A 21,428-nucleotide genomic window follows, 5' to 3' on the forward strand; every position below is an offset into this window, starting at 1 on the left:
CTATACCCGCACGACCTCCACGCGGACCGCCGGGTGGCGGGCGCACACCGCGCGGGCGCGCTCCTGCGCCGCGTCGGACAGCGCCAGGAGGCGCACCGGGCCCGGCATCGACGCGACCGAGGCGTCGAGGCGGTCGGGGGCGGTCACCGGCAGGTGGTTGTAGATCGCGCCCGCGGTCGCGCCGGACGTGCGCTGGATCGTGGAGAGGAAGAGCGTCATCCGGTACGACTCGTAGCCCGTGTCATCGCCGACGACGAGCACGGGGGCATCGTCGGGCAGCCGCGCGGCCGCGCGCAGCAGCAGCCGGGCCTGGTCGGTGCGCGCCGCGACCGGGCCGGTCAGCCAGGCGCGTCCCCAGGAGCCGCCCGGCTGGGGCTGGTACGGCGTGTCGCCCCGCCCGGCCCCGGTCAGCGCCACGATCGCGACGAGGGCCGGCACCGCCGCCGGCAGCGAGCGGTGGCGCCGGGACACGGCCGGCGGCGGCAGGTGCAGCGCGACCGCGCCCGCGCCCACGAGCAGCAGGGCGAAGACGAGGTAGAGCGCCTTGTTCGCGTAGTACCCGCTGCCGACCCCGTACATCCGCTGCCCGGCCAGCAGCACCCCGGCGAACGCGGCGACGGGGACGAACGCGAGCGCGTAGCGCCGCCAGATCCGGCTGTGCCGCCCGCGCCGCGTCAGCAGCCCGGTCGCGACCAGCGCGGCGAGCGCGGCCAGGGCGTCGCGGCTCAGCACCAGGTAGCCGATCGTGAACAGCGCGCCGGCCTGGTCGGCGAAGAGCAGCCCGTACGCCATCGGCGCGGCCGCGGCCACCCCGCACAGCGCGGCCAGGGCGAGCGCGACCGGACGGCGGGCGGCCCGGCGCCAGTGCGTGCCGAGCCAGATCAGGGCGGCCAGGCCGACCGGCGGCAGGTAGAGGTAGTAGGTGAAGCCGACCGCGGTGAGCAGCGCGGCGACGAGCAGCAGCTGGTCGCGCACGCGCGGGAGCGGGCGCACGAGCAGCGCCAGCAGCAGCACGGCCTCGGCCAGGCCCAGCACCTGGCTCGGGTAGCCGAAGCTCAGCAGCTCCAGCATCTCCCCGGCCGCGCAGACGGCGGCGACGAGCGCGGCGAGCGGCAGGCGCCGGGCCGGGGTCAGCGCGCCCGCGGCGATCCACTGGGCCGCCCAGACCAGCGCCAGGGCCAGGAAGGTGTACCCGGCGATCGTGAACCACAGATAGTGGGTCAGCATGGCGGTACCGCTGCCGAAATCGGAGCCCGAGGACCGGACGAACCCGTCGAGCAGCCCGGCCAGCAGGTGCGAGCCCTGCGGGTAGTCGATCATGCCGCCGTAGACGTAGTGCTCGGCCCGCGCGTGGTCGGCGAACAGGTAGCCGCCGGTGCGCCGGATCGCGTCGAAGACCGCCGCGTGCCGGCCCAGGTCCTCGCCGTCGAGCATGATCGCCAGGCGCCGGTCGGCCCCCGCGTGCCACACCGGCCACGCCGCGACCAGGCCCACGACGCCGGCCGCGGCGAGCGCGACCGCGTCGGACCAGCGCGGCCGCGGCAGGCTCGGGCGCCGCCCGGACGCGGCGGCGAGCAGGATCAGCGCGGTCGCGGCCGTCCCGGCCACGGCCACCGGGTGCAGCCCCCACGGCCAGACCGAGAAGCCCAGCCCGGCCGCGCAGGTGGCGCCGAGCAGCACGGCGGCCGCGAGCATCAGCCGATCGAGGAGGCTGCGGCCGCCGCGCAGCAGCGAGGCCGTCGCGAGCAGCAGCAGGGGCGGCACGACGGCCGCCGCGCGGGCCGCGACGAGGCCCGTGACCAGCAGCCACGCGGCCGCGACCAGGGCGGCGACGCGCAGTTGAACACGCCGGGAGGAGGGGTTCGGCACGTACATGTAACGATTTATCGGGAAACTTCGTGTCTGCCCGGTTCGTTAATCCGACGTGACGACGCTGCGCGAGCGGTACGACCCCAAGGCCAACGGACTCGGCCTGCTCCGGCTCACCCTGGCCCTGTCGGTGCTGGTCGCCCACGCCTGGCCGCTCGGCCTCGGCCGCCCCAACCCCGGCCAGGGCCTCACCCGCGGCCAGACCGACCTCGGCACCCTCGCCGTCGACGGGTTCTTCGTGCTCTCCGGCTTCCTCGTCGCCGCGTCCGCGCGCAAGGGCGGGGCGCTGCGCTTCGCCTGGCACCGCTTCCTGCGCATCTTCCCCGGCCTGTGGGTGTGCCTGGCCGCGACCGCGCTCGCCGCCGCCGTCACCGGGCACGGGGGCGGCCTCGGCTTCGTCCGCGACAACGCCTCCGGCGCCGTGCACCAGTGGGGGATCGGCACCCTGTTCCTCGACACCCCCTACGGCCGGCTCGTGCAGGGCAGCGTCGCCAACGGGTCGCTGTGGAGCCTGGTGTACGAGCTGCTGTGCTACACCGGCCTCACGGTGCTCATCGCCGCCGGGCTGCCGCGCCGCGCCCCGTGGGCCGTGCCGGCGCTCGCCGCCGTCGCCTACGCCGTCATCGTCGTCGACGCGTGCCGGAACCCGACGACACCGCAGTACCGCGGCGGGCTCGGCCCGTTCCCGCTGTGGGGCTACGTCGACCTGCAGCTCGCCTGCTACCTGGGGTTCCTGTTCCTGCTCGGCGCCTGCGCGCAGCTGTACGCGCACCGCATCCCGCTGACGTGGCCGATCGCCGTCGCGGCCGGCCTCGTGCTCGCGGCCAGCCTCGCCTGCGGGGGCTTCTTCGTCGCCGGGTACCCGGCGTTCGCCTACCTGATGCTCTACGCCGCGTGCGCCGTCCCGCCCCGGCTGCACACGGTCGGCCGGGAGCACGACTACTCGTACGGCATCTACATCTACGCGTTCCCGGTCCAGCAGGCCGTCGCGCACCTCGGCGGGGCGGCCTGGGGACTGGTGCCCTACGTCGCGCTGTGCGTGCCCGCGGTGCTGCTCGTGGCCGCCGGCTCCTGGCACCTGGTCGAGCGGCCCACCCTGGCCCTCAAGCACCGCGCGTTCCCGGCGCGGCACCTAACCTTGGCCCGATGACGCTGACGTTCTCCTGGCGGGGCGCCTTCACCTCGGCCGAGGTGTCCGCCCTGCACGCCCACTGCTTCTCGGCGCCGGGCGAGGCCGACTGGTGGGCCCGCGTCCAGGCCCACAGCCTCGGATGGGTCGTCGCCCGCGACGGGGCCGCGCTCGCCGGCTTCGTGAACGTCGCGTGGGACGGCGGCGAGCACGCCTTCATCCTCGACACGATGGTCGCCGAGCCCCACCGCCGCGTGGGCGCCGGGACGCGACTGGTGGCCCTGGCCGCCGAGGAGGCCAGGGCCACCGGCTGCCGCTGGCTCCACGTCGACTTCGAACCCCGCCTCGCGAAGTTCTACCTGGAGTCCTGCGGCTTCACCCCGACGCCGGCCGGGGTCGTCTCACTGGTGCTTCCGTAGCGCCTTCAGGTCCTTGTGCGCGGTCTTGGCGGCCTCGCGCACCGGGGCCACCGCGGCCTTGATCGCGTCGCCGTCCGGCCCCGGCTTGATCGCCAGCAGCGCGTCGGTCTTCCCCGCGAGCGCCTTCTGCACGGCGTCGGAGCCCGGCGTCCTGCCCGCCACCGCGAGCTCGGTGTCGATGGCGGCCGTCAGGCGCACCTTCGGCCCGGTGAGGACGAAGACGCGGTACTCGTACACCATGCTCTGCGCATCGGCCTTGACCCCGGCGGCCGTCGTCTCGCCCTGCAGCTTCGTCTTGAGCGCGGTGAGGCCGCCGCGCTGGTCGGCGACGAGTTTGGTGAGCGTGTCCTTGTGCGCGGCGGTGAGCTGTCCGGCACCGGCGATGGTGGCGTCGAGCTGCTTGAGCGCGTCGAGCCGCTTGTCGATCCGCGCCGCGATCGCCTGCTTGGCCTGGTCGAGGGTCGGGGCCGCGCTCGCGGGCGCGGCGAGCGCGAGGGCGGCCCCGGCGGCGACGGCCGAGGCCAGCAGGGTCTTGACGATTCGGTGCATCAGTCCTCATCCTCCGGAGCCTGGGCGTCCTTGCTCAGCAGCTGCCCGGTCTGGTCGAGCAGCCGGTCCACGTCCCCGCCGCCGTTGCCCGGGGCCTGCTGCCCGGCCGGTGCCGTGGTCGCGGTCGTCGCCGGCGGGGGCGGGGTCGCGGGCTGGTGCGCGCGGCCCTTGCCGCAGCCGCCCAGCAGCAGGAGCCCCACCGCCAGCGCGATGGCGAGCGTTCGTCTCATGGCAGCCATGGTGCGGGCCGCGGGTAAGCGAATCCCGCGGCCCGATGTAAGCGTTTCGTCAGCGGCGTACGGCCGCGACCATTGCCCGGTCAGGCTTCCTCGGCCGGTGCCGGCTCCGGAAGCGGGGACGGGGTGTGGCGGATGCGCCGCAGGCCCACCGCGGCCGAGACGCCCGCCGCCGCGACGTCCGCGAGGGTGAACAGCAGGCGCGAGACGAGCGTCAGGGCCCAGGCTGTCGGCCACGGTACGCCCAGACCGACCAGGGCGATCGCCATCAGGAACTCGCGCGCGCCGAGGCCCGACGGGGCGACGATCACGAACGTGCTGATGCTCATGGCCAGGGCCATGGCGAAGACGGAGCCGACCAGGCCGTGCACGCCGGGAAGGTGCGCGCGGACCAGGAACCAGACGTGCACGCCCGCGGCCAGGTAGCCCACGGCGCACCAGGCGCTGCTCACCAGGACCGCGCGCCAGGTGATCGGGCGGTCCAGGGCGGGGCGGCGCAGGATGCGCATGGCGCGCCCGACCAGGTACGTCAGCAGCGGCGGGTAGCAGCACGCCAGGCCGAACGGGAGCAGGATCACCGCGCACCAGACGGCCACGGCGGCGAAGGTCTGGTGCTTCGTCGCGTCGGCGCCGTCGAAGGCGACGCCGACGCCGGGCGCGGTCAGCACCAGGCCGACCGTCACGCCCAGGCCGGTGACCACGGCCGAGCCGATGAAGACCTTCGCGCGCGAGACGCCGACGCGGCGGCCGAGCTCCATCTGGACCACGTACGCCCACACGGTCCCGGGCAGATATTTGCCCAGGGCGCCGACGAGCTGAATGGGCGCGGCGTCGCGGATGCGCAGCGGGTGGTCGAGACTGCCGACCATCGAGCGCCAGGCCATCATCGTGGCCCACAGGCACGCCACGGCGGCGGCCAGGGACGCGGCCAGCGACGGCCACGACAGGCTCCGGAACGTCGCCGAGACCGAGGACCACTGCTGGACGGTGGTGGCGACGATGAAGTACGCGATCGCGAGCGCCGCGAGGATGCGCACCACCTGAACCACGCGGGCGCGCCAGGGGCGGGCCGGTTTCGCGGGAGCCGCCGGGGCCTGCGTGCCGTCGTCCATTGCCACCCCACTCACGGTCGGTCACGCTAGCACGCCATCCGAGACCCCTAAGATGGCGCGATCCGAGGTGAAGGAGTCTGCCGTGCGGTACGTCGTCATCGGAGGAGGCATCGTCGGACTGGCGACCGCCCAGCGGCTGGTCCAGGACCGGCCCGACGCCCGGGTGACCGTGGTGGAGAAGGAGGCGGGCTGGGGCGCCCACCAGACCGGGCACAACTCCGGCGTCATCCACGCCGGGGTGTACTACAAGCCGGGTAGCCTCAAGGCCACGCTCTGCAAGGCCGGCAGCGCCTCGATGGTCGAGTTCTGCGCCGAGCACGGGATCGCCCACAAGGTCACCGGCAAGCTCATCGTCGCGACCGGGGCGGACGAGCTGCCGCGGCTGCGGGCGCTCTACGAGCGGGCCCTCGCCAACGGGCTCCCGGTGCGCATGGTGAGCCAGGGGGAGGCGCGGGAGTACGAGCCCGAGGTCGCCTGCGTCGAGGGCATCCACGTGGCCTCGACGGGCATCGCCGACTACAAGGCCGTGTGCGTGAAGCTCGCCGAGCTCGCCGAGCAGGCGGGCGCGACGCTGCGGCTCAACACCGCCGTGGTCGGCATCCGGGCGAACGGGCGCGAGGTCGTCGTACGCACGACGACCGGCGACATCACCGCCGACGTGCTCGTGAACTGCGCGGGCCTGCACGCCGACCGGGTCGCCCGGATGGCCGGGATCAGCCCGCCGGCGCGCATCATCCCGTTCCGCGGGGAGTACTACGAGCTGCGCCCCGACCGCCGCCATCTCGTCAACGGACTCATCTATCCGGTGCCGGACCCGCAGTTCCCATTTCTCGGAGTACACCTGACGAAAATGGTCGACGGGAGCGTGCACGCGGGACCGAACGCCGTGCTGGCGATGGCTCGCGAGGGCTACACGTGGGGGCGGATCCGGCCCCGGGACGTGGCCGACGCCGCCACCTATCGCGGGTTGTGGGCGCTGGGGCGCAAGCATCTGCGGTACGGCCTCACGGAGGTCCGCCGCTCCCTGTCCAAGCGGCGCTTCGCCGAGAGCCTGGCCCGGCTCGTGCCCGCGGTGACCGCCGCGGACCTGGTGCCGGCCGAGGCCGGGGTGCGGGCCCAGGCGATCACGCCGACCGGCGACCTCGTCGACGACTTCCTCATCGTGACCGAGGGGCGGCAGGTGCACGTGCTCAACGCCCCGTCCCCGGCGGCGACGAGCTCGCTGGAGATCGCCAAGTACATCACCGCCCGTCTGCCGGTATAGGGTGCCCGCTGTGCGAAGGGTGCTGATGGCCGTCGTTGCCCTCTCCGCCGCGCTCGTCGCCGGGTGCGACGACGCCGGCGCGAGTCCGGTCGCCCCGCCTCCGACCGCTCCGGCGGCGGCCGCGGGCGGCGCGTGCCAGCTGCTGGACTTCGGCATGGTGAACGCGAAGCTCGGCCTGAACCTGAGCGTGGCCGCGGGCGCGTCGATGGACAACTCGTTCAGCTGCGTGCTGCAGACCGCGGCCGGCAGCTATCCGGACCTGGTGCTGTCGGTGACCACGACGACCATCGGGGCCGACGTGTTCAGCTCGGCCATCGCGCCCAAGGACGGGCAGGCGGTGCCGGGGCTGGGCCTGGTCGCGTACCAGCGGCCGACGCCCGCCGCGGAGAAGTCGGGCGCCGACGCGGAGAAGTCCGGCCCCGGCGCGGAGAAGTCCGGCCCCGGCGTGGAGGTGGGCTGGCTGGCCGGCAACAAACGGATCATCAAGCTGGCGCTGCGGCTGGCTCCCGAGGCCGGGGACGAGCAGGCCGCGGCGGACATGCCCAAGATGGTTGAGCTGGCCAAACTCATCGACCTGAGCAGCCTGTGACGTCGATGTTGCGCTGAGTTCGCGGTTTTTCCGGGCATGCTAGCGTTGATATGAGCTGAACGGCCGACGCCGGTCAGAGGTGTGCCCGACGGAATTGCTCCTGCGGATCGCCGAAGTATCGCCACGGCCAGATCGCCGGCCGGTCGCCCCCGAGTTCGAGGTGCGTGCGCAGGCGCTCGCGTGCGCCGGCCTGGTGGTAGAGGGCCGCGAACGTCTGGTGGGCGCTCATCGTCCACGGGTGCTCGGCGAAGTCGTCGTAGCCGGCGACGAGGCGGTCGGCGGCGGCGTCGGTCTCGCGGCGGACCTTGGTGTCGGCGAAGTACCGCCAGGCGCGCCAGAACCGGCCGACGACGTTGCCGCGCAGCATCCCGTCGACGTAGCCCTCGATGTGCGCAAGGGCAACGAGCGCGTGCAGAGGGTGACCGTCGGGGCGCTCGGCGCTGCGGGTCTGGGCGAAGGCGATAACCTTGTCCTGGCTGCCGTACCAGCGCCGGGTCAGCCCGGTCAGGTGCCGGGTGTGGGCCGCGTAGAGGTCGGGCTGCAGCACGCACGCCCGCTTGAACGCGTCGACCGCCTCGGTCCTGTGCAGCGGGGCGCAGACGACGGCGCCGGCGAGTTCGCTCCACGGCACCGGGTCTTCCCGCGAGAGCGCGGCGGCCTGGCGGAGCGCGGTTCTGGCCTCGGCCACGAGGACCTGCTGCTCCTGGACCAGGCGGTCGGTCGCCAGGGGGCCGGTGTGGTTGTCCTCGCGGGTGGCCCAGGCGGCGGCGGAGAGCGCGGCGCCGAGGAGGAGCCAGCGTTCCGGGCGGTACGCCTGCTGGGCCGTGACCTCGCGGAGCTGGTCGAGGCGCTGGGTGCCGGCGGCGCCGAGGATCGCCACGGCGTGCTCGCGGTGGGCTGGGTCGTCGGTGGTGGCGATCAGTTCCAGGGCTGGGGTCGGGTCGGCGTCGTCCGCCAAGGCCCAGTGGGCCTTCTCTAGGGGATCGTTGGAGAAGGCCTGATCGAATGCCACGGGCTCAGCCTAAGTTCGGGAATATCGGATTTGTGGGCTTCAGTGCGGGAATCACCCGAGGTTGAGGGATTAGCCCACTTTGGGCGATCTGTTCTGGGTTGAAGCCGGCGGCGTTTCGAGCGTGGTTGCGGTGGTCGAACCCGGGCGCGCGTCGGTGATCGACAGGGGTGTGGCGCCGTGACTTGGTGGCTCTGTGGGAAGGCGCGAGCGCGGCGGTGCTTCGAGATCGGGCGGCGGCGGGCTGTGCGGTGCCAGTGTGGGGCGGGGCGGTGGCGGGGGCGCGGGAGTGCGGTGCCAGTGCGGGGCGGTGCGGTGGCGGGGGCGCGGGTGCGGGTGCGGGTGCGGTGCTGTGGGCGGCGGCGGGCAACGCGAGGTGCGAGGGCGGGCGGGCGGCGGGCGACCGGGATCAGGGCCCGTGGTGGTAACCGGACCGTGCGGCGAGCGGATGCGGCCCCGCGCGGTACTCGCGGCGCGCTGAGCAGTGGGTGCGGCGAAATTCGGCGTGATAAATCGTGATACTTGCGTTTTGTCGCTATGTGCGCATGGTGGAAGATTTTACTGAGCGCGCTCGTCGTAGCGGGCTCTCGACGCCGCTACGTCGGCTCGGTGGCGTTCGGCCCACATCGTCAAAGCTGACAGCGCCGCCTGGAGCTCCAGGGCCATCGGGGTCAGCGAGTACTCCACCCGGGGCGGCACGGTCGGGTAGCTCGTGCGCAGGACCAGGCCGTCGCGTTCCAGGTTGCGCAGGGTCAGGGTCAGCATGCGCCGGCTGATGCCGGGGATCGTCCGCTCCAGGGCCGAGAAGCGGATCGGACCGGGGGCCGCGGCCACCAAAATCGACACGCTCCACTTGGAGCCGACCCGGTCCAGCACGTCCTCGACGGAGCAGGGGCCGCACTCGCGGGACGGGAAGGGCGGTGGTGGGTGTTGCGACATGCGCGGTCCCACCACCCCTCCCGAACGTCAATGAACCTAGGTCGCCGCGGCGAAGAGCCGAACGGACCTGGTCCGCCGTGGCGAAGAGCCGAAACGGACCGGTCCGCTGTGGCGAAGAGCCGAAAACGAGACGCTAGGCCGCCGCTACGAAGACTCGCGAGGCCACCTCGCGCGGCAAGCGAATCCGCTCGCCCTCGCGATCGATGGACACGCCGTCGCGCTCCTGGGCGACCGTGACCGTCGCGCCCGGGTCGATGCCCGCGGTGTGCAGCTGGCGCAGCACGTCGGCGTCGGTCTGGACCGACTCGCAGATGCGGCTCACGACCACGGAGCCGGCCAGGCCGGGGAAGGCCAGGTTGCGCTCCGGGTCGGCGTGCTCGCCGGGGGCCTCGCCCCGCAGGCCGTCCAGGCCGGGGATCGGGTTGCCGTAGGGCGAGCGCGTCGGGCGGCCGAGCAGTTCGTAGACCCGCTGCTCGACGGCGTCGCTCATCACGTGCTCCCAGCGGCACGCCTCCTCGTGGGCCTCCTCGTAGGGCAGGCCGATCACGTTGACGAGCAGCAGCTCGGCCAGGCGGTGCTTGCGCATGACGGCGACCGCGTGCTCGCGGCCCTGGTCGGTGAGTGCCAGGTGGCGGTCGCCCTCGACGATGAGCAGGCCGTCACGCTCCATGCGGGCGACCGTCTGGCTCACGGTCGGGCCGCTCTGGTGCAGCCGCTCCGCGATGCGCGCACGCTTGGGGACGACACCCTCCTCTTCGAGCTCGAGGATCGTCTTCAAATACATCTCGGTGGTGTCGACTAGGTCGTTCACTGCCGTTGCCCTCCCGGTACGCGATGGTACTCGCTGCGTACGACAAGATTGGAGCGTGACAGCCAACCGGGCGATCTTGAACGTCGCCGCTCTCGCCGAGCTGGTGCGGTCCGCCCAACCGCCGACTCTTCTCGATGTGCGCTGGACCCTCGCGAAGGACGGCCGGGCCGCGTATGCGGCCGGTCATCTGCCTGGCGCGGTCTTCGTCGATCTCGACGAGGACCTCTGTGGGCCGCCGGGCGCCGGTGGGCGCCATCCGCTGCCCGATCCCGCCGCGCTGGAGGCCGCGCTGCGGAGACTTGGGGTCCGCGCCGAGCACCCGGTGGTGGTGTACGACGCAGGCGGGAACAATCCTACCGGGGCCGCGGCGCGCGCCTGGTGGACGCTGCGCTGGGCGGGCATCGATGCGGTGCGGGTGCTCGACGGTGGTTACGCGGCGTGGACGAGTGCCGGACTCCCTGTCACGACCGAGGTGCCGGAACCGGACGAAGGTGACGTAACGGTGACACCCGGGGGGATGACGGTCTGGACCGAGGCCGAGGCGAGCGATCCGCGCAACACCTTGCTGGATGCCCGCGTCGGACCGCGGTATCGCGGCGAGGTCGAGCCGGTGGATGCGGTCGCCGGGCACATCCCCGGCGCGATCAACCTGCCGGCCGCGGCGACCGTCGACGAGCACGGGCTGCTGAAGGCCATCGCCGCGCCGGCCGGGGCGGGCGCCTACTGCGGCTCCGGGGTCACCGCGGCGCAGCTGGTCCTCGCGCTGCACGAGCAGCAGCAGGAGGCGCCGCTCTACGTGGGATCCTGGAGCCATTGGATCACCGATCCCGAGCGTCCCGTCGCGAAGGAGAACCCATGAGCATGCTCGTCGTGTGGGATGAGCGGCTGCTGCGGTACAACATGGGCGATCATCCCCTCGACCCCGTCCGCGTCGAGCTGACCATGGACCTCGCCCGCCGCCTCGGCGTCCTCGACCGCCCCGGCGTCGTGCTCGAGCGGGCGGAGCCGGCCACCGACGCCATGCTCGCCACCGTGCACGACCCCGACTACATCGCGGTGGTGAAGGCGGCCTCGACGGGCCGGCGGATCAATCTCATGGGTCTCGGTACCACCGACAACCCCACCTTCGCCGGCATGCACGACGCCAGCGCCCTGATCACGGGGGCGACCCGGCGCGCGGCCGAGGCGGTGTGGACCGGCGAGGCCGAGCGCGCGGTCAGCGTCTCCGGCGGCCTGCACCATGCCATGCCGGACCGGGCCGCGGGCTTCTGCGTCTACAACGACCCCGCCGTCGCGATCAAGCGGGTGCTCGAGCTCGGGGCGGAGCGGGTGGCGTACGTCGACATCGACGTCCACCACGGCGACGGCGTGCAGGAGGTGTTCTGGAACGACCCGCGCGTGCTCACCGTCAGCCTGCACGAGTCGCCGCGCACGCTGTTCCCCGGCACCGGCTTCCCCGACGAGACCGGCGGCCCCGACGCGCCCGGCTCCGCCGTGAACGTGGCGCTGCCGCCCGGCACCGGCGACGGCGGGTGGCTGCGCGCCTTCCACGCCGTCGTGCCCGGGGTGCTGCGCGCGTTCCAGCCGCAGCTGCTCTTCACGCAGTGCGGCGCGGACACGTACCGCCACGACCCCCTCGCCAACCTCCGGCTCACCGTGGACGGGCAGCGGGCGGCGTACCTCGCGCTGCGCGACCTCGCCGCCGAGGTCGCCGGCGGGCGGTGGGTCGCGAGCGGGGGCGGCGGCTACGCGCTGGTCGAGTGCGTGCCCCGGGCCTGGACGCACCTGCTCGCGGTGATGACCGGCGAGCCCCTCGACCCGGCGCTGGAGCTGCCCGCGGCGTGGCGCGAGCTCGCCGCGAAGCGCCGGCCCGGACACCCGCTGCCGGAGACGATGACCGACGGCGGCGTCACGAGCTACGAGCCGTGGGTGCCGGGCGAGTCACCGGACGCGGTCGATCGCACGATCATGGCGACCCGGCGCACGGTGTACCCGTTCTTCGGCCTCGACCCGCACGACCCGCGCGACTGAGGCCGGCCTCAGTGGCGGACCGCGGCCTCGAGCCGTGTCAGGCGTTGCTTGATGCGGTCCAGCTCGGCGAGCATCTGCGTCTCGGCGGCGGCGGAGGTGCCGTAGGACGTGTCCGGCGAGGCGCTCGCCCGCAGCCTGGCGAGCTCGTCCTGCAGCGCGATCAGCGTCTGCGCGACCACGTCGAGGAACTGGTCGACCTCGTCCTCGTCGTAGCCACGCTTGCCGAACGGCGCCTTGGCGAACCGCAGCGCCTGCACATCCGCCGGGGTCAGCATCATGGCAGACACGGTAACCCAGACGGGTGGAAACTATGCGGGTGAACGACGTTTCGGCCACGCGGGCCGCGGATGTGCTGCTCTCGGACGGGACCACCGTCCACTTGCGACCGATCCGGCCCGACGACGCGGAGCGGATCGTGGCGCTGCACTCGCGGTTCTCGGAGCGGACCCGATACCTGCGGTACTTCTCGGCCTACCCGCGCATCCCGCAGCGGGACCTGGACCGGTTCGTCAACGTCGACCATCACGACCGCGAGGCGTTCGTGGTCGAGCACGCGGGCGAGCTGATCGCGGTGGGCCGGTACGACCGCCTCGGCACCGGCTCCCACCAGGCCGAGGTCGCCTTCGTGGTCGAGGACGCGCACCAGGGCCGGGGCATCGGCTCGGTGCTCATCGAGCACCTCGTCGCCGCGGCGGCCACCGAGGGCATCACCGAGTTCGAGGCCGACGTGCTGCCGGTGAACCAGGCGATGCTGCGCGTGTTCATGGCGGCCGGCTTCCACATCGAGCGCGAGTTCGCCGACGGCGTGGTGCACCTGTGGTTCCCGATCAAGGCGACCCCCGACTCCCTGCGCGTGCAGCAGGCCCGAGAGCAGCGCGCCGAGGCCCGCTCGATCGCGCGGCTGCTCAACCCGCGCGCGGTCGCGGTCTACGGCGCGCGCTCGGGCGGCTCGGGCATCGGCGCGGCCCTGCTGTCCCACCTCAAGGGCGCCGGCTTCGCCGGAGAGCTGGTGCCGGTCCACCCGTCCGCGACGGTCGTCGGGGGCCTTCCCGCGAAACCGAGCCTCATCGGTACGGCCAATGCCGACCTCGCCGTGATCGCCGTACCCGTGGAGTCCGTGCCCGACGTGGTGGCCGACTGCGCCGCGGCCGGGGTGCACGGCCTGGTCGTCGTCTCGGCCGGCTTCGCCGAGGCCGGCCCGGCCGGGGCGCAGGCCCAGGCCGCCCTGCTGCGGGCGGTGCGCGACCACGGGATGCGCCTGGTCGGGCCCAACTGCCTCGGGGTGGCGAACACCGATCCGGCGGTGCGGCTCAACGCCACGCTCGCCCCCCTGCTGCCCCGGGCCGGGCGGGTCGGCTTCTTCAGCCAGTCCGCGGCGCTGGGCACGGCGCTGCTGGCCGAGGCCGACCGGCGCGGGCTGGGCCTGTCGACGTTCATCTCGGCCGGCAACCGGGCCGACGTCTCCGGCAACGACGCGTTGCAGTACTGGCGCGAGGACCCGCACACCGACGCCGTCCTGCTCTACCTGGAGACCTTCGGCAACCCGCGCAAGTTCGCCCGCATCGCCCGCGAGCTGGCCCGCCGCAAGCCGGTCGCGGCGGTGGCGAGCCCGGTGCGCCCGCCGGCCCTCGACGCGGTGACCGTCGGCCCCGACGCCCGCGGGGTGGCCGCCCTCTTCGCCAGCTCCGGCGTCATCCGCGTCGACACCGTCGGCGAGCTGTTCGACGTGGGCCTGCTCATCGCGGGGCGCCCGCTGCCGACCGGCGACCGTATCGCCGTGGTCACCAACGCGGCCGCGCTGGGCGTGCTCACGGTCGCGAAGGCGCCGGCCGCGGGGCTGCGCATCGCCGAGGGGTACCCGCGCGACCTCGGCCCCGCCGTGAGCGACGTCGACTTCGTGCGGGCCGTGCACGCCGCCCTCGACGACGAGGGGGTGGATGCCGTCGTGGCCGCGTACGCCCCGGCGCTCGCCGAGCGCGACCAGCTCGGCGTGGCCGAGCTCCTGCGCGTGTCGACGGCCGGGGCGCCGCGCCCGCTCGCCGTGGTCATGCCGGCCGACCCGTCGTTCACGGTCGCGCCCGCATACAGCGACGAGGACCCGCCCGCCCTCCCGATGTTCCCGGCGATCGAGGAGGCGGTGCGCGCCCTGGGCCGGGTCGCCCGCTACGCCGCGTGGCGCCGCGAGCCGATCGGCACGCGGCCCGACCTGCCCGGCGTCGACTCCGCGCGGGGTACCGACGTCGCGACCGCCCTGGCGCTGCGCGGCGCCGGCGACCGGGGCGAGGCCGACGAGCTGCTGGCCGCCTACGGGATCCCGGTCGTGCCGAGCCGGTGGGCCTCCGGCGACCGGGTGCCCGACGTCGCGGTCGCGGTGGGCCTGCCGGTCGCCCTCAAGGTGGCGACGAGGCCCTGGCGGCACCGGATCGACCTGGGGGCGGTACGGCTGAACCTCACCGCTCCGTCCGCCGTCGCGGAGGCCTACGCCGAGCTCGAACGCCTCTTCGGCCGCGGGGTGGAGGTCGTCGTCCAGCCGATGGTCGCCCCCGGCGTCGCGTGCGTCGTGGAGGTCGTCGACGACCCGTCGTTCGGCCCGGTCGTGGGCTTCGGCCTCGGCGGCGAGGCGGCCGACCTGCTCGGCGACCGCGCGTGGCGCCCGGTCCCGCTGACCGACCGTGACGCGGCCGCCCTGGTCCGGGCCCCGCGGGCGGCGCCGCTGCTGACCGGCTACCGCGGCGCGGACCCGGTGGACCTGGACGCGCTGGCCGACCTGCTGGTGCGCGTCGGGCGCCTCGTCAACGAGCAGCCGGCCCTGTCGTCGCTGACCCTGAACCCGGTCCTGGCGCGCCCCTCGGGCCTGGCGGTGCTGCACGCGAGCGCCGAGTTCGCGCCGCACCAGACCCGCCCCGACAGCGGCCCGCGCCGCCTCTGACCTCGGCGGTGACGACGGCGGGCGCACGGCGAAGGGCCGCACCGGACGACCGGAGCGGCCCTGCGTTCAGCTGGTTCAGGAGGCGTACGCCTCGAGGCGCTTCGCGCGCGACGGGTGGCGCAGCTTCAGCAGCGTTCCCTTCTCGATCTGGCGGATGCGCTCGCGGGACAGGCCGAACTCGCGCCCCACCTCGTCGAGGGTGCGCTGGCGGCCGTCGTCGAGGCCGAAGCGCAGCCGGATGACCGCCTGCTCGCGCTGCGACAGCGTCGAGAGCACGATCTCGACCTCGGAGCGCAGCATGCCCTGCGACACGCTGTCGGCCGGCTCCTCGCGCGGGTCGACGCGCGCCACGAAGTCGCCCAGGGCGCTCTCGCCGTCCTCGCCCACGGCCTGGTCCAGGCTCACCGGCTCGCGGTCGTAGGAGATCAGCTCGATGACCTGGTACTCCTCGACGCCCAGGGCCGCGGCGATCTCGGCCACGACGGGCTCGCGGCCCAGCGTGGCGGCGAGGTCCCGGCGGACCCGGACCATGCGGTTGACCTGCTCGACCATGTGCACCGGGATGCGGATGGTGCGGGCCTGGTCGGCCATGGCGCGGGTGATGGCCTGGCGGATCCACCAGGTGGCGTAGGTGGAGAACTTGTAGCCCTTGGTGTAGTCGAACTTCTCGACGGCGCGGATGAGGCCGAGGTTGCCCTCCTGGATGAGGTCCAGGAAGGCCATGCCGCGTCCCGTGTACCGCTTGGCGATGCTCACGACGAGGCGCAGGTTGGCCTCGAGCAGGTGGGCCTTGGCGGCGCGCCCCTCGCGGACCACGACCTCGTAGGTGTTCATCCACGCCGGGTGGACCATGCCGCTCGTGAGCTTCTCCTCGGCGTACAGGCCGGCCTCGATCTTCTTGGAGAGATCGACCTCCTGCTCGGCGGTGAGGAGCTTGGTGCGGCCGATCGTGTTGAGGTATGCGCGAACCAGATCCGCTGAGACGCCCGTGTTGTCGAGCGCGTGCTCCTGCTCGTGCTGTTCCTCGGCCTCAACGTCGACGGCGTTGAACTCCGTGTTCTCACTCAGCGGCTGGGCCACTTCGCTCGCCTCCCGTGTGGATTGACAAGTGGCGCGATCATTCCTGCGAGAAGTAGCTTCGCTGAGCGGGCGTGAAGTGACGGTGAGGCGGCGCAGCCGTGGCACGAATCCGTGAGTCTCAGACCTCCAGCAATACGGTCCGCGGTCCGACGTTCACACTTTCGACGAGCATGTGCGTGCGGAATCGCCCGGTTTCCACGGTTGCGCCCCGGTTGCGCAGGGCGGCGCAGAACGCCTCGATGAGCGGCTCGGCGGCCTCCGGGCGGGCCGCGGCGATCCAGGTCGGGCGCCGGCCCTTGCGCGCGTCGCCGTAGAGGGTGAACTGCGAGACGACGAGCAGTGGCGCGCCGGTGTCGGCCGCGGATCGCTCGTCGTCGAGGATGCGCAGCTCGTGCACCTTGCGGGCCAGCGTTTCGGAGATGTCGGACGTGTCGGCATGGGTCACGCCGACGAGGACCAGCAGCCCGTCGGTGATCGAGCCGACGACCGTGTCCCCGACGGTGACGCTCGCCCGGCTGACGGTCTGGACTAGGGCGCGCACGGCAGCAGGACCCCCCGCTCGACCAGGTGCGACACCAGGGGGACGGCCACGTCGGCGAGCACCTCGGCCGGCACACCGTGGGCCGCCGCCAGCAGGTCGACCTGAGCCTGCAGGGTCACCGACCCGTCGCACGCGCCCACGAGGGTCAGCGCGACCGGGTCCACCTCCTCGACCCACCGCAGCCCGTCGGGCAGGGCGAGCAGCTGCTGGCCGACCTCCCAGCCGTCGGCCCCGAGCGTGGCCTCCTGGCGCAGCGTCAGCCCGGGCGCGGCGACGAGGCGGCTGCGCAGCAGGTCGGCGTGGCGCAGGAAGTCCTGGCGGTCGAACCACTCGCCGATGAGCGGGCCGAGGTCGCCGCCGACGGTGTGCCGGAGGTCCTCGATGCGCACGGTCGGGTCGTCGTGGCCGCCGGCGCGCAGGGTGATCAGGCCGAAGCCGACCGCGTCGACGCGCTGGGCGTCGAACCAGTCGAGCCAGGCCGCGGCCAGGGCGGGCTGCCGGGACGGGTCCTCGGAGGCGTCGGCGAGCCACAGGTTGACGTACGCCAGCGGATCCGAGACCTCGCGCTGGATGACCCAGGCGTCCAGCCCGGTGCCGGCCAGCCAGTCGTTGACCCGATCGGTCCAGTCCTCGCCCGCGACGTGCAGCCAGTTGGCCAGGAACTGCATGTGCCCGCCGTCGGCCAGCAGGCCCGGGGCGGCGGCGACGAGCTCGGCGCAGACGGCGTCGCCGGGGCGGCCGGAGTCGCGGTAGGTGTGCGCGGTGCTCCCGGGGCCGGCCACGAACGGCGGGTTGCTGACCACGAGGTCGAAGCGGCGCCCGGCGACCGGGCGGGTGAGGTCGCCCTCGAGCAGCTCCCACTCCAGGCCGTTGAGGGCCGCGGTGGTGGCCGCGAAGCGCAGGGCCCGCGGCAGCACGTCGGTCGCGGTGACCCGGCTCGCGTGGGTCGACAGATGCAGCGCCTGCACCCCGCAGCCGGTGCCGAGGTCGAGCGCGGTGCCGACCGGGCGGCGCAGGGTGGCGGCGGCCAGGGTGCTCGACGCGCCGCCGATGCCGAGCACGTGGTCGCCGGGCAGCGGGCGGCCGGGGCGCATGCCGGCGGCAAGGTCGGCGACGACCCACCAGTCGCCGTAGGGTTCCAGCTCGAGCGCGGCCCGGACGCCGTCCGGCTCGGCCGACAGCAGCGGGGCGGCCGACTCCAGCGGCAGCGGGGCGAGCGCGGCCGCGACCCGGTCGAGCGGCTCGGTCTGGCCGCAGATGAACAGCCGGATCAGGGTGTCGAGCCGGCCCCCGGCCTCGGTGACGCGCAGCGCGGCCCGGAAGTCGTTGCGCGCGCACGCGGCCGAGGCGTCCTCGCCGAGGTGCCTGCGAATGCCGTCGGAGGTATAGCCGGCCGAGCCGAGCGCCTCGCGCAGCTGTGCCATGGCGGTGTTGTCCAGCAGAGCGTCCACCCTGCCATCCTGGTATGTCAGCGTTGATCGATGCCTATGCAGGCCACGACTCGCGACGCGTCCTCGGTGAGGAACAGCTGGAAGTGGGTCGGCGGGTTCTCGATCTTCGCCTCGCCGACCCGCAGCGGCCTGTCGCCCGCGGTCTGCAGCACGCCGATGGCCTCGGCGCTGCCGAGCATCGGGTTGCCGATCCGCTCCATGTGCTGGGCCCGCCGGGAGTAGCTGCGCGCGAGCTGGTCGGCGGGCAGGGTGTGGTCCCACACCACGTATTCGGCGCCGGCTCGGATCGCGGCGCGGCACGCCTCGAAAGCCGCTCCCGGCTCCTCGGCGAGGAGCCGGAGCAGTGCTTCTCGCTCCATGAGCAATATGACCATAAAGAAGGGAATTTGACCAGGTTCCTAACCGCAGTTCTTGAGCGCTTGACGGATCTCGGCCGGGGCCTTGTCGCACGCGTTCCTGGCGCCGGCCGCGACCGCGACCCACATCGCCTTGGCGTCGTCGAAGTGGAACAGGACCGTCGCGCGGTCGCCCTCGGTGCGGGCGGTGGCGTACTGCTGCACGCAGCTGACGTCCGTGAGCCCCTTGCCGAGCTGCACGGCCGCGGCGAGCGTGGGGTCGGCGGCGAGGGCCTTCTCCAGCGCGGGCGCGTCGACGGGGCATCCGTTCGGCGCGCTGACGCCGGGCTTGAGCGGCGCGGGGCCGGTCTGCGGCAGCAGGGAGGTCTGGTCCGGGGTGGGCAGGGCGGGGGACTGCGACTGGTCCGACCCGCCGGAGCAGGCCGCAAGGGTGACGGCCGCTCCGGCGAAGACAGCGAGGAGTGTGTATCTCACCCCGGCAATTTACGACACTCGATCGGGTTAGTGCTGGCAACCCTTGAGGTGTGTCGCGACGTCCTCGGGCACCGTGTCCCGGCAGACCCCGTCGGTCCCGCCCGACAGCGCGGCCCAGGTCTTCTTCCCGGCGTCGTACCTGAACAGCACGACGGCCGCCTCCAGGTTCGCCGGCTGTGCGGAGGCGGTGGCCCAGCCCCCGTAGCAGCTGACGTCCTTGAGCCCCTTGCCCAGCACCACGGCGCCGGCCACCTCGGCGTTGGCCTTGAACGCCTTCTCCAGCGTGGCGGCCGTGACCGGGCAGCCGGAGGCCGCGCCGCTCGCGCCGGCCGCCGGGGCCTTGCTGCTCGCCGCGGCGCTCGGGGCCGCCGAGGCGTTCGTGGGCACCACGGGCCCGATCGAGGCGGGCGGCGCCGCAGAGTCAGCGGCGTCGCCGCCGGAACAGCCGGCCAGCCCGGCCGCCGTGACCATCAGGACCGGGAGCCAGGCCGGTAATGCGAATCGAATATGCACACGCGGCATGGTGGGGCCTGGCCGCCCGCCTCCGCGCGTCGGCTTTACGACACCCGGGCGAGGAAGCGCTCGAGCACCTCGACGACCAGCGCGTGGTCGTCCGCCTGGGGGAGCCCGGAGACGGTCACGACGCCGACCACGCCCACATTGCGGACACGGACGGGGAAGGCGCCGCCGTGGGTGGCGTAGTCCGCGGGGTCGACCCCGTAGGCGGCGTCGAACGTCTTGTCCCGGGCCGCGAGCCGGCGCCCCACGAGGTAGGAGGAGGCGTGCAGCCGCTCCACCACCCGGATCTTGCGCTCGATCCACCGGTCGTTGTCCGGCGCGGTGCCGGGCAGGGCGGCGTGGAAGAGCTGCTGGCCGCCGCGGCGGATGTCGATCGTGATGCCGAGCGAGCGCTCCTTGGCCGTCTCCACCAGCAGGCAGCCGAGCGCCCAGGCGTCGTCGTTGTCGAACCGGTCGAACAGCAGCCGGGCCTCCTGGGCCTCCAGCTCCTTGATCAAGTCTTCCATGGGACCGAGCCTAAGCCCCGGGCGTGAACGAGGTGAACGTCGCCACGACGGTGCCGTCGGGGGCGAGGGCGTCGAGCCGGCCGTGGGTCAGGCTGGCGCTGCGGAACGAGAAGGCCCGCGCCCCCGCCGCCGGGGTCAGCAGCGGGATCGTGCGGGCCGCGCCGCCCGGGGCCGAGGACCAGCGCAGCGCGGCCACCCCGTCCGCCACGACGCCGTTGACGCGGGTCTTCGTCCTCTCGCGGCGGACCTGGAAGTCGACGGGCCGGCCGAGGCGGGCGCCGGCCGGGGTGTAGTAGAAGTAGCGCGGGTTGGCCAGGTCGGCCGCGGTGTACGCCTTGAACGTCGGGTCCGCCCCGGCCGGCAGCGGCGTCAGGGCCAGCACCACCAGCCCGGCCGCCACCGCGGCCACCGGCCGCAGCCAGGCCCGCCGCCGCACGGTGGCCACGGCGCCGCCGAAGCCCGCGAGGCAGACGGCCACGACGCCGAGACTGCGGGCGTTCTCGAGCAGGAACTGCCATCCGGTGTACGGCGAGAGCCCCCGCAGCACCACGCCCAGCGACAGCGTCATGACGACCAGGAGCACGACCCCGGCCGCCCGCCGCCAGGCGCCCTCGGCCGCCACGAGCAGCATCGCCGCGAGCACCGTCCACACCTGGTGGTGGGTCCACGACACCGGCGAGGCCGCGACCGTCGCGCAGCCCACGAGCACCGCCGCGCGCACCCGCTCTCCGTGCGCGTCCAGCGTCCGCGCCCGCCACAGCGCCGCGGCGCCCACGGCGGCGATGAGCACGGCCCAGACCAGCGGCAGCGTGGCGGGGGAGAGGCCGGCCCGCATGAGCATGCCCTGCACCGACTGGTTGCCCAGCGACGCGAGGTCGCCGATGCGCGACGTCTGCAGCATGGTGCCGGTCCAGTAGCGCAGGCTGTCGCCCGGGAGCAGCAGCGCACCGAGGGCCGCGGCCGCCGCGAACGCGCCGAGCGCCCGGGCGGCGTCCCGCCACCGGCCGGTCACGAGGAAGAAGACGACGAAGAGCAGCGGGGTGAGCTTGATCGCGGCGGCGAGGCCGACGAGCACCCCGCGGTAGCGCCGCGGCACCAGACCCATGGCGTCGAGCAGCGCCAGCAGCACGATGAAGATGCTCACCTGGCCGAAGCGCAGGTTGCTCTGCACGGGCGCGGACACGAGCAGGCCGCAGGCGATGGCCGCCACGGCGAGGCGCGACGCGGACAGCCCCCGGCCGACCGCCACGGCCAGGGCGACGACGGCCGCGCAGGTCAGGGCCAGCCAGGCGACCTGCAGGGCGGTCTCGGGCAGCAGCGTGAGGGGGCGGAACAGCAGCACCGCGAACGGCGGGTAGGTGAACGGGCCGCCGTTCTGCGCGACGTAGTCGTAGAGCGGCCGGCCCTCGCCCACCGCCTGGGCCGCGCCGTAGTAGATGTGCAGGTCGCTGAGGCGCTGGCCGGCGGGGCGCAGCCAGACGAGCACGGCCGAGACGACCGCGGCGATCCCGAACACCGACCAGAGGCCGGCCACCCTGCGCTGCGACATCGGCCCAGGGTAGGAACGCCTGTCCAGACCAGGGTCCAAACCGGGCGCCAGGACAGGGCGCGGGGC

23 protein-coding genes are annotated in these 21,428 nt (G+C 73.8%); 7 read left to right on the forward strand and 16 right to left on the reverse strand.

Features of this window, described 5'->3' with window-relative positions; translation table 11 throughout:
- Positions 1-1,875, reverse strand: coding sequence for a hypothetical protein (locus ACQP2P_RS07705; protein ID WP_433614209.1), 1,875 nt, complete (start codon positions 1,873-1,875; stop codon positions 1-3).
- A gap of 49 nt (positions 1,876-1,924) precedes the next feature.
- On the opposite strand from ACQP2P_RS07705, the gene ACQP2P_RS07710 reads away from it, so the two are divergent.
- Complete coding sequence (locus ACQP2P_RS07710; RefSeq protein WP_433614210.1) at positions 1,925-3,019, forward strand: acyltransferase family protein; 1,095 nt, start codon at positions 1,925-1,927, stop codon at positions 3,017-3,019.
- Complete coding sequence (locus ACQP2P_RS07715) at positions 3,016-3,417, forward strand: GNAT family N-acetyltransferase (protein WP_433614211.1); 402 nt, start codon at positions 3,016-3,018, stop codon at positions 3,415-3,417. Before ACQP2P_RS07710 ends, ACQP2P_RS07715 begins: the two co-directional genes overlap by 4 nt.
- Here ACQP2P_RS07715 and ACQP2P_RS07720 read toward each other — a convergent pair.
- The 3 genes from ACQP2P_RS07720 to ACQP2P_RS07730 all read right to left on the reverse strand — a co-directional run bounded on the left by ACQP2P_RS07720 (position 3,400) and on the right by ACQP2P_RS07730 (position 5,329).
- Positions 3,400-3,966 (reverse strand): hypothetical protein, encoded by a 567-nt coding sequence (locus tag ACQP2P_RS07720; protein WP_433614212.1) that lies wholly within the window; start codon positions 3,964-3,966, stop codon positions 3,400-3,402. The two genes, ACQP2P_RS07715 and ACQP2P_RS07720, sit on opposite strands and share 18 nt — an antisense overlap.
- Positions 3,966-4,196: a hypothetical protein gene (locus ACQP2P_RS07725; RefSeq protein WP_433614213.1), complete on the reverse strand. Its 231-nt coding sequence runs from the start codon at positions 4,194-4,196 to the stop codon at positions 3,966-3,968. Before ACQP2P_RS07725 ends, ACQP2P_RS07720 begins: the two co-directional genes overlap by 1 nt.
- A gap of 89 nt (positions 4,197-4,285) precedes the next feature.
- Positions 4,286-5,329, reverse strand: a complete 1,044-nt coding sequence (locus ACQP2P_RS07730) for a lysylphosphatidylglycerol synthase transmembrane domain-containing protein (RefSeq protein WP_433614214.1) — start codon at positions 5,327-5,329, stop codon at positions 4,286-4,288.
- Between the two features lie 67 nt (positions 5,330-5,396).
- On the opposite strand from ACQP2P_RS07730, the gene lhgO reads away from it, so the two are divergent.
- Positions 5,397-6,578, forward strand: coding sequence for an L-2-hydroxyglutarate oxidase (gene lhgO, locus ACQP2P_RS07735; RefSeq protein WP_433614215.1), 1,182 nt, complete (start codon positions 5,397-5,399; stop codon positions 6,576-6,578).
- Between the two features lie 10 nt (positions 6,579-6,588).
- Positions 6,589-7,167, forward strand: a complete 579-nt coding sequence (locus ACQP2P_RS07740) for a hypothetical protein (RefSeq protein WP_433614216.1) — start codon at positions 6,589-6,591, stop codon at positions 7,165-7,167.
- A 73-nt stretch (positions 7,168-7,240) separates the two neighbouring features.
- On the opposite strand, the gene ACQP2P_RS07745 is transcribed toward ACQP2P_RS07740, so the two are convergent.
- From ACQP2P_RS07745 to ACQP2P_RS07755, 3 genes are all read right to left on the reverse strand, one after another.
- Positions 7,241-8,179, reverse strand: a complete 939-nt coding sequence (locus ACQP2P_RS07745; RefSeq protein WP_433614217.1) for a hypothetical protein — start codon at positions 8,177-8,179, stop codon at positions 7,241-7,243.
- Positions 8,180-8,734: 555 nt separating this feature from the next.
- A complete protein-coding gene (locus tag ACQP2P_RS07750; RefSeq protein WP_433614218.1) occupies positions 8,735-9,115 on the reverse strand; it encodes a winged helix-turn-helix transcriptional regulator in 381 nt (126 codons plus the stop codon).
- 133 nt (positions 9,116-9,248) lie between these two features.
- Positions 9,249-9,899: a metal-dependent transcriptional regulator gene (locus tag ACQP2P_RS07755; RefSeq protein WP_433089904.1), complete on the reverse strand. Its 651-nt coding sequence runs from the start codon at positions 9,897-9,899 to the stop codon at positions 9,249-9,251.
- An 82-nt stretch (positions 9,900-9,981) separates the two neighbouring features.
- Between ACQP2P_RS07755 and ACQP2P_RS07760 the strand changes: the two genes are divergently transcribed.
- Both ACQP2P_RS07760 and ACQP2P_RS07765 read left to right on the forward strand, forming a co-directional pair.
- The gene (locus ACQP2P_RS07760; RefSeq protein WP_433614219.1) at positions 9,982-10,785 is read left to right on the forward strand and encodes a sulfurtransferase; all 804 of its coding nucleotides are present in this window, start codon (positions 9,982-9,984) and stop codon (positions 10,783-10,785) included.
- Positions 10,782-11,957, forward strand: coding sequence for an acetoin utilization protein AcuC (locus ACQP2P_RS07765; protein ID WP_433614220.1), 1,176 nt, complete (start codon positions 10,782-10,784; stop codon positions 11,955-11,957). The genes ACQP2P_RS07760 and ACQP2P_RS07765 overlap by 4 nt, the downstream gene beginning before the upstream one ends.
- 8 nt (positions 11,958-11,965) lie before the next feature.
- On the opposite strand, the gene ACQP2P_RS07770 is transcribed toward ACQP2P_RS07765, so the two are convergent.
- A complete protein-coding gene (locus tag ACQP2P_RS07770) occupies positions 11,966-12,235 on the reverse strand; it encodes a DivIVA domain-containing protein (protein WP_433614221.1) in 270 nt (89 codons plus the stop codon).
- A gap of 38 nt (positions 12,236-12,273) precedes the next feature.
- Here ACQP2P_RS07770 and ACQP2P_RS07775 point away from each other — a divergent pair, with 38 nt between their 5' ends.
- Entirely contained in the window at positions 12,274-14,886 is a 2,613-nt protein-coding gene (locus tag ACQP2P_RS07775) for a GNAT family N-acetyltransferase (RefSeq protein WP_433614222.1), read from the forward strand.
- A 75-nt stretch (positions 14,887-14,961) separates the two neighbouring features.
- Here the strand turns inward: ACQP2P_RS07775 and sigB are convergent, their stop codons facing one another.
- The 8 genes from sigB to ACQP2P_RS07815 all read right to left on the reverse strand — a co-directional run bounded on the left by sigB (position 14,962) and on the right by ACQP2P_RS07815 (position 21,362).
- Complete coding sequence (gene sigB, locus ACQP2P_RS07780; protein ID WP_433614224.1) at positions 14,962-15,966, reverse strand: RNA polymerase sigma factor SigB; 1,005 nt, start codon at positions 15,964-15,966, stop codon at positions 14,962-14,964.
- A 118-nt stretch (positions 15,967-16,084) separates the two neighbouring features.
- Positions 16,085-16,507, reverse strand: a complete 423-nt coding sequence (gene dtd, locus ACQP2P_RS07785; RefSeq protein ID WP_433614226.1) for a D-aminoacyl-tRNA deacylase — start codon at positions 16,505-16,507, stop codon at positions 16,085-16,087.
- A complete protein-coding gene (locus ACQP2P_RS07790; protein ID WP_433619043.1) occupies positions 16,495-17,931 on the reverse strand; it encodes a DUF7059 domain-containing protein in 1,437 nt (478 codons plus the stop codon). Before ACQP2P_RS07790 ends, dtd begins: the two co-directional genes overlap by 13 nt.
- Before the next feature lie 44 nt (positions 17,932-17,975).
- Positions 17,976-18,317 carry a hypothetical protein gene (locus ACQP2P_RS07795; protein ID WP_433614228.1) on the reverse strand — a complete coding sequence of 114 codons (342 nt, stop codon included), beginning with the start codon at positions 18,315-18,317 and terminating at the stop codon, positions 17,976-17,978.
- Between the two features lie 39 nt (positions 18,318-18,356).
- Positions 18,357-18,788, reverse strand: a complete 432-nt coding sequence (locus tag ACQP2P_RS07800; RefSeq protein ID WP_433614230.1) for a hypothetical protein — start codon at positions 18,786-18,788, stop codon at positions 18,357-18,359.
- Between the two features lie 27 nt (positions 18,789-18,815).
- Positions 18,816-19,301 carry a hypothetical protein gene (locus tag ACQP2P_RS07805; protein WP_433614232.1) on the reverse strand — a complete coding sequence of 162 codons (486 nt, stop codon included), beginning with the start codon at positions 19,299-19,301 and terminating at the stop codon, positions 18,816-18,818.
- A 44-nt stretch (positions 19,302-19,345) separates the two neighbouring features.
- A complete protein-coding gene (locus ACQP2P_RS07810; RefSeq protein WP_433084561.1) occupies positions 19,346-19,813 on the reverse strand; it encodes a heme-degrading domain-containing protein in 468 nt (155 codons plus the stop codon).
- A gap of 10 nt (positions 19,814-19,823) precedes the next feature.
- Positions 19,824-21,362 carry a glycosyltransferase 87 family protein gene (locus ACQP2P_RS07815; protein WP_433614234.1) on the reverse strand — a complete coding sequence of 513 codons (1,539 nt, stop codon included), beginning with the start codon at positions 21,360-21,362 and terminating at the stop codon, positions 19,824-19,826.
- Between the last annotated feature and the right edge of the window lie 66 nt (positions 21,363-21,428).

It is taken from the genome of Dactylosporangium sp. CA-139114, from assembly GCF_050955725.1.
Lineage (GTDB): Bacteria > Actinomycetota > Actinomycetes > Mycobacteriales > Micromonosporaceae > Dactylosporangium.